Below are 13,688 nucleotides of genomic sequence, written 5' to 3' on the forward strand. Positions count from 1 at the left end.
GGTACATGTGATTAAATAGTGTTGTAGAAATTTGTGCTGCAAATTTTTCAACGCGCTTTTTCAACACGTATACAACCCTCTCAGGCTATTCGCCTCGAGAGGTTTTTTTATGGACACATGGCAACACTAAATTGGAGAGAGGAGGAAACGAATATGGCACAAAATGAATTATTAGATAGCCCATCAATGGCTCGAGCATTAACACGTATTGCCCATGAAATTATTGAACGTAACAAAGGAATCGACGAATGTATTTTAGTTGGCATTAAAACACGAGGTGCCTTTCTAGCCAGACGTTTGGCACAACGAATTGAAAAAATTGAAGGGAAACCAATTCGTACAGGGGAACTGGATATTACCCTTTACCGAGATGATTTAACAACAAAACATGAAAATGAACAAGCACATGTAGAACAAGTTGATATCGAGTATGTAGTGAAAAATCAAAAAATCATTTTAGTAGATGATGTACTTTATACAGGACGAACTGTACGTGCTGCACTGGATGCCGTTATGGATTTAGGGAGACCTGCTCAAATTCAACTAGCCGTTCTAGTGGATAGAGGACATCGTGAGTTACCAATAAGAGCAGATTATGTAGGAAAAAATGTTCCAACTTCTGGCTCTGAGCGCATCATCGTCAATTTACAAGAAGTAGATGGAGATGATTGCGTCATTATTTACAAAGAAGACGAACAATAAAGTGAGGAAACATTATGTCAAACGCAGTTTTAGATATAAAGGATAAACCGACCCCACTCCAACTAGTGACATTAAGTTTCCAACATATGTTTGCCATGTTTGGATCAACCATCTTAGTGCCACAGCTAGTAGGTCTTAGTCCAGCAATTGCGCTATTAACGAGCGGGATTGCGACATTATTCTTCTTATTAATTACGAAATTTCAGGTACCAGCCTATTTAGGATCGTCCTTCGCCTTTATTGCGCCTATTTTACTTGCAGCAGGTGGTTTAAATGAGGATGGCTCCAGTGTCAATCTAGGACATGCCATGATTGGTGCAATGGCAGTCGGGATTACTTACGGGATTGTGTCCTTGATCATATGGAAAAGTGGCTATAAGTGGATTATGAAAATTTTGCCGCCAATCGTTGTTGGACCTGTGATTATGGTTATTGGTTTAGGTCTATCGGGTACGGCCGTGAATATGGCTATGAACGTTGACGGTGAGTATAGCTTTTTACACTTCTCAGCAGCTTTAGTCACAGTATTTACAGCCATTATTTTTACGATTTTCTTTAAAGGGATTTTAAGTACAATGCCCATTTTAATGGGTTTAATCGTAGGATACATTTATTCTATGATTGTTGACATAGTAGATTATACACCGATTGCCAATGCAAAATTTTTCGCCATGCCTGATTTTTTAATCCCAGGTGTGCATTATGAATTTGAAATTACATCAAAGATTTTACTTATCATGGTACCAATTGTCATTGTAACAATCTCTGAACATATTGGTCACCAACTAGTGTTAGGAAAAGTAGTAGAGCGAGATTATATTAAAGAGCCAGGGTTACACCGTTCTTTATTAGGCGACGGACTTGGAACATTTGTCAGTGCTTTAATCGGCGGTCCTCCAAAAACAACATACGGCGAAAATATTGGTGTACTAGCCATTACTCGTGTGTACAGTATCTATGTTATTGCAGGTGCAGCTGTGGTTGCCATTTTACTATCATTCTTCGGGAAAGCAATGGCAGTAATTGCAACTATACCAACTGCAGTTCTTGGTGGAGTTTCAATTTTACTCTTCGGTATTATCGCAGCAAGTGGCTTACGCATGCTAGTAGATAATCATATTGATTTTGGTAATAGCCGTAACTTAGTAATTGCTTCAGTAATTTTAGTTATAGGTATTGGCGGTGCAAAATTCGTCATTACAGAATCTTTAAGTATAGAGGGTATGGCACTTGCAGCGATTATCGGTGTGCTGCTGAATGCTATTCTACCAGGAAAGAAAGAAGCAGAAATACCCGTACCTTACAATCAAAATAAAAATTCATAGTAGTACCTTTTAATGAATTGTCCAGAGAGGCAAAGAAAGGGAAGTTGTGGACAGGCTGAAGTAGGATAAATCTCCTGCTGTAGTTTGTCACGCCTCCTTATGCCTCGTTGATGACATCAACGGGGCTTTTTTATCTTCATTCATCCCACATTGAAAGCAGCATGAATGAAAATAAAGCCTTAGGCAGTTGTCACGGAGTTTGTAAGGAATGAATTGTGCAACCCTCATTCAAAATCCGGACGCAATGACGCCAAGGCGAAATTGACTTTAGGAACGTCATACATAGACGTTCATGACACACACCTTATGGAGGTCACATGATGAAGAACTTATTATCGATGGAACATTTAACAACAGAAGAGATTAATCAAATCCTAGATCTTGCACAAGCGTTTGAAAATGGTGAAACATCATCGTTATCTCGCCGGTACAACGTTGCCAACTTATTTTTTGAACCTAGTACACGAACAAAAACAAGCTTCGAAATGGCAGAGTACAAAATTGGCTGCAATATCATCCCTTTCGATGCAGGTTTCTCTAGTGTTACCAAAGGGGAAACAATGTACGATACAGTCAAAACATTAGAAATGATAGGTATAGATGCAGTTGTCATTCGAGCGTCAGAGGATGAATATTACAATGACCTACTAGAAGGCCTGCATGTAGCAGTGATTAATGCAGGGGACGGTGCTGGGCAGCATCCCTCACAATCATTATTAGACCTTTATACAATCAAAAAAGAGTTTGGATATTTTGAGGGATTGACTGTCACGATTGTTGGAGATATCTCACATAGCCGGGTAGCGAAATCAAATGCAACAGCATTACAAAACTTAGGGGCAAATGTTCACTTCCTATGTCCAGAAGAATGGTCTGGTGGTTTTGAAGCACACCATTCATGGGATAATTTAATCGAAATAAGTGATGTCATTATGTTATTACGGGTACAACATGAACGTCATAAGGAGAATTGTAGCTTCTCCAAAGAAAGTTACCATCAAGAGTTTGGTTTAACGATCGAGCGTGAAAGACAAATGAAAGATTCAGCAATTATTATGCATCCAGCACCAGTTAATCGGGATGTTGAAATCGCTACTGAATTAGTAGAGTGTGAACGATCACGGATATTTGAACAAGTTCGAAACGGCGTTTACACACGAATGGCCATTATGGAAACTATTTTAAAGGGGAGAGAATAATATGACAAAGGTACTTCGAAATGTACAAATGTTAAATGAGCAAGGTGAACTGCATACAGTCAATATTGCGATGGCAGATGGGAAAATTACAGCTGTTGGACAAGATGTAACTGTAGCAGGTGCCGAAATCATTGAAGGGCATGGTTTGATTGTGGCACCGGGCTTTATCGATGTCCATACGCATTTGCGTGAACCTGGATTTGAGCATAAAGAAACGATTGCAACAGGTTCAGCTTCTGCAGCAAAGGGTGGCTTTACAACAATTTGTGCGATGCCTAATACAAAACCAGTACCAGATTCGGTTGAAAATATGCAGCTCATTAATGGACTAATTGAAGACAGTGCTGTTATTCGAGTACTCCCTTATGGATCCCTAACAAAGGATATTTCAGGTGAGGTTCGAACAAATATCGAAGAATTAAAAGCTCAGGGAGCTGTAGCGTTCTCTGATGATGGAGTAGGGATTCAACTTGCCTCTACTATGTATGAGCAAATGAAAGATGCAGCAAAGCACGATATGGTTGTTGTGGCACATTGTGAGGATAACTCCTTAATTTATGATGGAGTCATGCATGATGGAAAACGTAACAAAGAACTTGGTTTACCTGGTATTCCATCCATTTGTGAATCTGTACAAATTGCACGCGATGTTCTACTAGCAGAAGCGGCAGGTGCCCGTTACCATGTTTGTCACGTATCAACGAAGGAATCTGTTCGTGCGGTAAGAGATGCAAAGGCAGCTGGAATTCGTGTAACCGCAGAGGTTTGTCCACATCACTTGTTACTAGAGGAAATGGATATTCCATCCGATGATGCGAACTGGAAAATGAATCCTCCATTACGTGGAGCAGATGATAAGGATTCACTGCATGCAGCACTATTAGATGGCACAATCGATTGCATCGCAACAGATCATGCACCACATACAGTAGAAGAAAAATGCTGCGGTATGGTAGGAGCACCATTCGGCATTGTAGGCTTTGAAACAGCTTTCCCACTTCTTTATACACAATTTGTGGAAACAGGAAAGTGGACGCTAAAACAATTAATTGATTGGATGACAGTGAAAGCAGCTGAAATTTTTGATTTACCATACGGCACATTAGATGTAGGTTCTTCAGCTGATATGATTCTAATTGATATTCATAAAGAACAAACAATTGATGCAGAAGGCTTTGTATCAAAAGGACGCAACACACCATTTAATGGTTGGGTGGCAAAGGGTTGGCCAGTGCTAACTATTTTTGAAGGCAATATCGTATATCAGGAGGCAGAGTAATGAAAAAACGTTTACTAGTTTTAGAAGATGGCACAGTATTTACAGGTACAGCATTTGGTAGTGAGCGCGCTTCACAAGGTGAAGTTGTATTTACAACAGGAATGACAGGTTATCAGGAAACCATTTCAGATCCTTCGTTCTATGGACAAATTGTAACATTGACTTATCCGTTAGTTGGAAATTACGGCATTAACCGTGATGACTTTGAATCGATTACACCAGCAATTCGCGGATTTGTTGTTCGTGAGCTTGCTAAAACACCTTCAAACTTCCGCTGTGATTTAACATTAGATGACTATTTAACATCAAAAGATATCCCAGGAATTGAAGGGATTGATACACGAAAATTAACACGTATTATTCGCAGTAAAGGATCAGTAAAAGCGGTATTGACAGCTGCTGATGAAGAAGTGAATGTGGAAGAAATTGTAGCACAATTACAAGCGACGCCAGCCATTACTCACCATGTTCGTGAAGTATCACCAAAAGCTGCCTATCCATCTCCTGGACGTGGTAAACGAGTTGTCTTAATTGATTATGGAATGAAGCATGGTATTTTAAGAGAATTAAACAAACGTGATTGTGATGTGCTAGTAGTTCCTTACAATACGTCAGCCGAGGACATTTTAGCTTGGCATCCTGATGGCATCATGCTATCAAATGGACCGGGGAATCCGGAAGACGTCCAAGAAGGTATTGAAACGGTACGCAACTTAATCGGAAAAGTGCCAATGTTCGGTATTTGTTTAGGCCATCAAATCTTTTCTTTAGCTAGTGGCGCAAAAGCTTTCAAATTGCCGTTTGGACACCGTGGGGGGAACCATCCAGTAAAAGATTTACGAACAGGCCGTACAGACTTAACATCGCAGAACCATGGATATGCAATCGATATCGAATCATTAAAAGATACTGATTTGGAATTAACACATATCGCATTAAATGATGGTACATGTGAAGGGGTACGACATAAGAAATATCCAATTTTCACAGTGCAATATCACCCAGAAGCATCACCGGGACCAGAGGATTCAAACCACTTATTTGATGAATTCATTGACATGATGGAAGTAGAAGCAGGGAAGGGGAAACAACATGCCTAAACGTACAGATATCGAAACTATTTTAGTAATCGGCTCAGGCCCAATTGTCATCGGCCAAGCAGCAGAATTTGACTATGCAGGAACACAAGCTTGTCTTTCATTAAAAGAAGAAGGCTACCGAGTTATTTTAATCAACTCTAACCCCGCGACAATCATGACTGATACAGAAATTGCGGACAAGGTTTATATCGAGCCAATTTCTCTTGAATTTGTATCTCGTATTTTACGCAAAGAACGCCCAGATGCTATTTTACCAACGCTTGGTGGTCAAACAGGACTGAACATGGCGATTGAACTAGACCAATCAGGCATTTTAGACGAGCTTGGTATTGAAATTCTAGGAACAAAACTAGACGCTATTCATAAGGCAGAAGACCGTGATTTATTCCGTAACTTAATGTATGAATTAGGTGCTCCAGTACCAGAATCTGATATTATCCATTCATTAGATGAAGCGAAAAACTTTGTAGCGAAAATCGGTTACCCTGTAATCGTTCGTCCAGCCTTTACGCTTGGTGGTACAGGGGGCGGTATTTGCTATAATGATCAAGATTTAGAGGAAATCGTGACATCCGGCCTAAAATATTCTCCAGTTACACAATGCTTATTAGAAAAATCAATTGCTGGCTATAAAGAGATTGAATACGAAGTAATGCGTGATGCGGCCGATAATGCCATTGTCGTATGTAATATGGAAAACGTTGACCCAGTTGGTATTCACACAGGTGACTCGATCGTAGTAGCACCAACGCAAACACTATCAGATCGTGAAAATCAAATGCTACGTAATATTTCTCTAAATATTATTCGTGCACTAAAAATCGAAGGTGGCTGTAACGTACAGCTAGCACTTGACCCATATAGCTTTAATTACTATGTAATTGAAGTAAATCCACGTGTATCTCGTTCATCTGCATTAGCATCAAAAGCAACGGGCTATCCAATTGCCAAGCTAGCAGCAAAAATCGCAGTTGGCTTAACATTAGATGAAATTAAAAATCCTGTAACAGGATCAACATATGCTTGCTTTGAGCCTGCACTTGACTATATCGTAGCTAAAATTCCACGCTGGCCGTTTGATAAATTCGAATCGGCGAAACGTAATCTTGGTACGCAAATGAAAGCCACTGGTGAGGTAATGGCACTAGGTCGCACATTTGAGGAAGCGATGCTTAAAGCGGTTCGTTCACTTGAGACTGGTCAAGTACACTTAGAGTTAAAGCATGCCGAGGACAATTCTGATTCATGGATCGAAAAACGAATCCGCAAGGCGGGAGATGAGCGCCTATTCTTCATCGGAGAAGCCTTACGCCGTGGTGTGACAATTCAACAAATTCATGAATGGTCAGCTATTGATTTATTCTTCTTGAATAAATTTAAAAATATCGTGGATATGGAACAAACACTTGCTGACAATAAAAATGACAAAGAGGTATTGCGAACAGCAAAACGTTTAGGCTTTGCAGATAAGAAAATTGCTGAGCTTTGGGAAACGTCACCAGAAGCCATTTATGCTTATCGTAAAGAGCATGGCATTATTCCAGTTTATAAAATGGTTGATACATGTGCGGCAGAATTCGAATCAGAAACACCATATTTCTATGGCACATATGAAGAAGAAAATGAATCGATTAAGTCAGAAAAACCTTCAGTTGTAGTACTAGGTTCAGGCCCAATCCGTATCGGTCAAGGGGTTGAATTCGACTATGCTACTGTGCATTCAGTATGGGCGATCCAAGAAGCTGGCTATGAAGCTATAATTATCAATTCAAACCCAGAAACAGTGTCAACAGACTTCTCAGTGTCAGATAAATTATACTTCGAGCCATTAACAATTGAGGATGTAATGCATATTATCGACTTAGAGCAACCAATTGGTGTCGTTGTTCAATTCGGTGGTCAAACTGCCATTAACCTTGCTGATAAGCTAGCTGCAAATGGCGTGAAAATCCTAGGTACTTCTTTAGAGGATATCGACCGTGCAGAAAACCGTGATAAATTCGAGCAAGCATTACGTGAATTAAACATTCCACAGCCGCAGGGTGAAACAGCTGTTTCTACAGAGGAAGCTCTTGCAATAAGTGAACGTCTAGGCTTCCCTGTCCTTGTTCGTCCTTCTTATGTACTTGGTGGACGCGCTATGGAAATTGTCTACAACAAGGAAGAATTACAACACTATATGGAGAACGCGGTGGAAGCCTCTCCTGATCATCCTGTTTTAGTAGACCGCTATCTAACAGGTCAGGAAATTGAAGTAGATGCTATCTGTGACGGCGAGAACGTTTTAATTCCAGGTATCATGGAGCATATTGAGCGTGCGGGGGTGCACTCTGGTGACTCAATCTCTGTTTATCCACCACAAAAATTAACAGAAGCTCAAAAAGAGACGTTAGTAGACTATACAACTCGCCTTGCAAAAGGTCTAGGCATCATCGGATTAATGAACATCCAATATGTTATTTCACAAGGAGAAGTATTTGTGATCGAGGTAAATCCACGTTCATCACGTACTGTCCCATTCCTAAGTAAAATTACAAATATTCCAATGGCAAATATTGCAACAAAAGCAATTCTAGGCAAATCCATTGTAGAACAAGGCTATCCAACAGGCTTAGCGGCTGAGCAAAAAGGGGTATTTGTAAAAGTGCCAGTATTCTCATTCGCAAAATTACGTCGAGTAGATATTACATTAGGACCTGAAATGAAATCCACTGGGGAAGTAATGGGTAAAGATGCAACATTAGAAAAAGCACTTTATAAAGGTCTAGTTGCAGCTGGTATGGAAATTCGCACAGAAGGTACAGTATTGTTTACTGTGTCAGATAAAGATAAAGAAGAAGCCATCGCATTAGCAAAACGCTTCTCAACTGTAGGCTATCGCATTGTAGCTACTGAAGGTACAGCAAAAGCCTTTGAAGAAGCTGGGGTACGCACTGATGTTGTTGGTAAGATTGGCGCGAAAGGTCAAACATTAATAGATTTAATTCAAAATGGTGAAGCACAGCTAGTTGTCAACACATTAACAAAAGGGAAACAACCGGCTCGTGATGGCTTCCGAATCCGTCGTGAGTCTGTAGAAAATGGTGTACCTTGCCTAACATCTTTAGATACAGCAGAAGCAATGGTCCGTGTTATTGAATCTATGACATTTACAGCAGAACAAATGCCTAAAGCGGAGGTAGTACACTAATATGATACGTCAAGAGAAAATGACGGTCGTCTCTCAAAAGCAAATTGCGACAAACATTTTCGAACTGACACTTCATGGTGAACTGGTTCAGGAGATGACTCCTGGCCAGTTTGTCCATGTAAAGGTGTCAGATTCATTGGAGCCGCTTTTACGTCGACCAATTAGTATTGCAAATATTGATCAAGACAACAATGAATTTACGATGATATATCGTGCCGAGGGTCGTGGTACGAAAGTGTTAGCGACGAATCGTGAGGGTCAACAGGTCAATGTACTTGGACCAATAGGAAATGGTTTTCCAGTAGATGTGGTTCAAGAGGGAGGCACTGCGCTATTAGTTGGCGGTGGAATTGGTGTACCTCCACTACATGAACTTTCCAAACAATTAAATGCTCGTGGTGTGAAAACAATCCATGTTTTAGGCTTCCAAACAGAGGATGTCTGCTTTTATGAGGATGAATTCAGTGCTCTTGGTGAAACACATTATGTAACAGTGGATGGCACAAAAGGAACAAAGGGCTTTGTGACAACTGTATTAGAGTCACGTGTCCCAGAATTCGATGTCTTTTATTCTTGTGGTCCATTACCAATGTTAAAAGCATTAGAAGCTTTTTATCCTGAAAAAGAGGGTTATTTATCATTTGAAGAGCGTATGGGCTGTGGTATTGGAGCTTGCTTTGCGTGTGTATGTAAAACAACGGACCAAGTAGATAAAGACTATGTCAAAGTATGCTCTGATGGTCCAGTTTTCCCGAAAGGAACGGTGGCACTATGAGTCGGTTAACAATACAAATTCCAGGCTTAGATTTGAAAAATCCAATTATGCCAGCCTCGGGTTGCTTTGGTTTTGGTCGTGAATATGCACAGCTTTATGATTTATCGAAACTGGGTGCAATAATGATAAAGGCAACGACTGTCGAAACTCGTGCAGGCAACCCAACGCCACGAGTAGCTGAAACAGCGGCGGGAATGTTAAATGCTATTGGTTTACAAAATCCAGGCATTGAAAAAGTGATGAATGAGGAATTAAAATTTTTAGAGGGCTATGATGTACCGATTATTGCCAACGTCGCAGGTACAGAGACAGCGGACTATGTAGAGGTGGCACAACGCATTTCAACTGCACCAAATGTTAAAGCGTTGGAATTGAATATTTCTTGCCCTAACGTGAAATGTGGGGGTATTCAATTTGGCACAGATCCAGATACAGCACGAGAGCTAGTAGAGGCTGTTAAAGCCGTGTCTGAGGTGCCAGTCTATGTGAAACTATCACCAAATGTAACGAACATCGTTGATATTGCATTAGCGGTTGAAGCGGGTGGAGCTGATGGCATTACGATGATTAATACATTGGTCGGTATGCGTTTAGATGAGCGTACAGGTAAACCAGTCATAGCGAATGGTACAGGTGGACTTTCTGGACCTGCTGTAAAACCTGTAGCAATACGAATGGTGTATGAGGTGTATAAGGCTGTCAATATCCCCATCATTGGTATGGGCGGTGTAACAGAAGCACAGGATGTTATTGATTTTATGTCTGCAGGTGCTTCAGCTGTAGCAGTAGGGACTGCTAATTTTGTTGACCACTTTGTCTGTCCAACTATAATAGATGAATTACCAGCAAAGCTAGACTCATTAGGTATTGAACATATAACAGAAATTATCGGAAGGAGCCATCGTTGATGAATACGAAACCTATACTAGCACTAGATTTTCCAGGAGAAGATGAAGTATTTAATTTTCTAACAAAGTTCAATGAGCCTCTTTTCGTGAAAATTGGGATGGAATTATATATGCAAGAAGGGCCTGACATCGTCCGTAAAGTGAAAGATTTAGGCCATGATATTTTCCTAGATTTAAAATTACATGATATTCCGAATACAGTTGGATCTGCTATGAAGGGTCTGGCAAAATTAGGAGTGGATTTAGTCAATGTTCATGCTGCAGGCGGACGTCCAATGATGGAGGCGGCACTGGAAGGACTAGAAGCAGGGACAGCTGCTGGTAACGTAACGCCAGCATTAATAGCCGTTACCCAATTAACATCAACGACTGAACAACAAATGCAAGCAGAGCAAAGAATTGCTTTATCTTTACAAGAGTCTGTCTTGCATTATGCAAATCTTACAAAACAAGCTGGTTTACAAGGGGTCGTTTGCTCTGTTCATGAGGCTCAAGCAATAGCAGAGGTATGTGGAGATGATTTTCTACGTGTGACACCAGGTATTCGTCTAGCAGGTGGCGATGCACACGATCAAAAACGTATTGCAACGCCTGATGGTGCTAAGCGTGACGGTTCATCACTCATCGTTATTGGTCGTGCTGTAACAGGCGCACAGGATCCAGTAGCGGCATATAAAATCGTAAGTGAATTATGGGAGGCATAAATTATGACATTACAAAATGAAATTGCACACGCTATGTTAAAAGTAGGCGCTGTAGAATTAAATCCGACAGAATTATTTACATGGGCATCTGGTATTAAATCCCCTATTTACTGTGATACACGTCTAACAATTTCTGACCCAATTATTCGTAAACAATTAGCGAACGGCTTAGCAGCTGTTATTAAAGAAAACTTTGGTGCAACAGAAATCGTAGCAGGAACAGCAACAGCAGGCATCCCACATGCAGCATGGGTAAGCGATATATTAGAACTACCGATGGTGTATGTACGCTCTAAAGCGAAAGAACATGGCCGTGGTAATCAAATTGAAGGTAAATACGCAGCAGGTCAAAAAGTAGTAGTTGTGGAAGATATCGTTTCTACAGGTGGTTCTTCGATTACTGCAGTAGAAGCATTACGTGCAGCTGGCTGTGAAGTACTTGGGGTTGTTTGTGTCTACACATATAATCTGCCACGCGCTGAACAAGCATTTGACGAAGCTGGCATCCAATATGTATCGTTAACGAACTTCGATTATTTAATTGAAGCAGCAAACGAATCAGGTGCTATTAAAGAGGAAGATATTCCGTTCTTAAAAGAGTGGCATAGTAAATTAAAGGCTGGAGAGCTGTAATAAATCAGTTATCTTGTAGCGATAAAATATAGAGTTACTGGAATATAAAAGAGTGAAAATGCATAAAAAACAACTATTGATATTTTTATTGATAGTTGTTTTTTTGTGTTTTTTCGACTTAGATAAAAGAAAATTTAGTAGATGAATTGTTAAGAAGTATGGGGCTAAAAATAAAGAAATTGTAAAAATAAATTGTTTTTGTAATGTAATTTAATATGCATCATTTATCTAACACTTCGACGGGCGAAATTATTTGTTAATAATAATTTAAAATATTTTAAATTATTTTATTAATGAAATAAATTGATAAAACCCTTTTATAATCATGTTTTCCAAATAAAAGTAAAATATATGGTAGTTGGAATAGATATATAATGCACGCTTTTATTATATTAATAAAATAAAAAAATGATACTTTAGGCAAATGAAGCTAAAAATGAACAAATGTTCAGTGTGAAAAAATGAAAAAGGGATAATTTTATTTGGAATAGTTGTATGGATTATTTTGTATATAAGAGTGTAAGAATTGTAAAATTTCACTTGATTAAATGTATTATTTCCAGATAAAATAGCATTACGCCTAATTGTCAGAATATTATATACCAATCCAGTTACTTTTATATTTGGAAAATAGGGACTGTGTTATGGTTTAGGAAATCACTAGATTAAAATTTAATGTTTTTTTAGCCGGATATGTTTTTGATATAGGTTTAACATGCTTTGTCTCTATTTTTCAGAAAATTGGATTTTGCGGGAATCTTGTAAGCAAATTTCTTTTTACATCTTTTACTTAAAGAATACATTTTGGACATATGATTCTATTACTTACATAAAGGATGTAGCGATTTTAGTAAAAAAAATAAAGGTGTGATATTAAATGAGCTTAATGTTAGAAGTGAAAAACCTTAAAACTGGTTTTGATATAGATGGAGAGATCTATCATGCAGTTGATGATGTTTCTTTTAACGTCAAACCAGGTCAAATTTTAGGAGTAGTTGGTGAATCTGGATGTGGAAAAAGTGTTATGTCACTTTCAGTCATGCAACTTCTTCCTAAAGGAATTGGTAAAATTACTGGCGGAGAAATAAAGTTTCAAGGTAAAAACATAGAAAATTATTCTAGTGATGAAATGAATAAAATTAGAGGAAAAGATATCAGTATGATTTTCCAAGAGCCTATGACCTCTTTAAACCCTGTATTTACAATAGGTTCACAAATAGAAGAGATTATTTTAAATCACTCTACTATGTCAAAGGCTGAGGCTAAAAGGAAGTCTATTGAATTATTAAAACAAGTTGGTATACCAAGAGCTGATCAAATTATCGATGAATATCCACACCAATTATCTGGTGGTATGAGACAAAGGGTAATGATTGCGATTGCCATCGCTTGTCAACCTAAGCTATTAATTGCTGATGAGCCAACGACGGCACTTGATGTAACAGTACAGGCGCAAATATTAGAATTATTGAAAAGTATTCAAGCAAAAAATGATATGTCCATTGTTCTAATCACGCATGATTTAGGTGTCGTTGCAGAAATGTGTGATGACGTGATTATTATGTATGCGGGGAAAATAGTTGAACGAACAAATGTTGATAATTTGTTCCACAATCCACAGCACCCCTATACAAAGCTATTAATGGCTTCTATTCCAAGAATCGATGAAGAAGTTGAAAAACTCACTACAATTCAAGGAATCGTTCCGTCTTTAAAAAATATGCCCCAGCTAGGTTGCCGTTTTGTAGACCGATGTCCTTCGGCTATGTCTGAATGCAGCAAGGTAACACCGAAGCTTACCTTTATTGATGAGGGTCATGAAGTTTCATGTTTACTTTACAAAGATTGCAATACTAGAGAGGGTGTGAGCTAA

Annotated in this window: 11 protein-coding genes; all 11 read left to right on the forward strand. The window is 39.1% G+C overall.

All coding sequences use genetic code 11. The features are described 5' to 3' along the window. Positions 1-117: 117 nt before the first annotated feature. The 11 genes from pyrR to MKY49_RS04495 all read left to right on the forward strand — a co-directional run bounded on the left by pyrR (position 118) and on the right by MKY49_RS04495 (position 13,688). Positions 118-702, forward strand: coding sequence for a bifunctional pyr operon transcriptional regulator/uracil phosphoribosyltransferase PyrR (gene pyrR / locus MKY49_RS04445; protein ID WP_274795885.1), 585 nt, complete (start codon positions 118-120; stop codon positions 700-702). Positions 703-716: 14 nt separating this feature from the next. Continuing rightward, positions 717-2,027, forward strand: coding sequence for a uracil-xanthine permease family protein (locus MKY49_RS04450; RefSeq protein WP_341385684.1), 1,311 nt, complete (start codon positions 717-719; stop codon positions 2,025-2,027). 320 nt (positions 2,028-2,347) lie between these two features. Next, a complete protein-coding gene (locus MKY49_RS04455; protein WP_341385685.1) occupies positions 2,348-3,226 on the forward strand; it encodes an aspartate carbamoyltransferase catalytic subunit in 879 nt (292 codons plus the stop codon). A 1-nt stretch (position 3,227) separates the two neighbouring features. Beyond that, positions 3,228-4,505 (forward strand): dihydroorotase, encoded by a 1,278-nt coding sequence (locus MKY49_RS04460; protein ID WP_274795887.1) that lies wholly within the window; start codon positions 3,228-3,230, stop codon positions 4,503-4,505. Beyond that, positions 4,505-5,605, forward strand: coding sequence for a glutamine-hydrolyzing carbamoyl-phosphate synthase small subunit (gene carA, locus MKY49_RS04465; RefSeq protein WP_341385686.1), 1,101 nt, complete (start codon positions 4,505-4,507; stop codon positions 5,603-5,605). Before MKY49_RS04460 ends, carA begins: the two co-directional genes overlap by 1 nt. Beyond that, positions 5,598-8,795, forward strand: coding sequence for a carbamoyl-phosphate synthase large subunit (gene carB / locus MKY49_RS04470; protein WP_322604657.1), 3,198 nt, complete (start codon positions 5,598-5,600; stop codon positions 8,793-8,795). The genes carA and carB overlap by 8 nt, the downstream gene beginning before the upstream one ends. 1 nt (position 8,796) lies before the next feature. After that, entirely contained in the window at positions 8,797-9,570 is a 774-nt protein-coding gene (locus MKY49_RS04475) for a dihydroorotate dehydrogenase electron transfer subunit (protein WP_322604656.1), read from the forward strand. Further along, on the forward strand, positions 9,567-10,478 hold the full coding sequence (locus MKY49_RS04480) for a dihydroorotate dehydrogenase (RefSeq protein WP_341385687.1): 912 nt from the start codon (positions 9,567-9,569) through the stop codon (positions 10,476-10,478). The genes MKY49_RS04475 and MKY49_RS04480 overlap by 4 nt, the downstream gene beginning before the upstream one ends. Beyond that, positions 10,478-11,182 (forward strand): orotidine-5'-phosphate decarboxylase, encoded by a 705-nt coding sequence (gene pyrF, locus MKY49_RS04485; protein WP_341385688.1) that lies wholly within the window; start codon positions 10,478-10,480, stop codon positions 11,180-11,182. The genes MKY49_RS04480 and pyrF overlap by 1 nt, the downstream gene beginning before the upstream one ends. A 3-nt stretch (positions 11,183-11,185) precedes the next feature. Then, entirely contained in the window at positions 11,186-11,815 is a 630-nt protein-coding gene (pyrE, locus tag MKY49_RS04490; protein ID WP_341385689.1) for an orotate phosphoribosyltransferase, read from the forward strand. 877 nt (positions 11,816-12,692) lie between these two features. After that, positions 12,693-13,688: an ABC transporter ATP-binding protein gene (locus MKY49_RS04495; RefSeq protein WP_341385690.1), complete on the forward strand. Its 996-nt coding sequence runs from the start codon at positions 12,693-12,695 to the stop codon at positions 13,686-13,688.

Source organism: Lysinibacillus sp. FSL M8-0134, from assembly GCF_038069745.1.
GTDB lineage: Bacteria > Bacillota > Bacilli > Bacillales_A > Planococcaceae > Lysinibacillus > Lysinibacillus irui.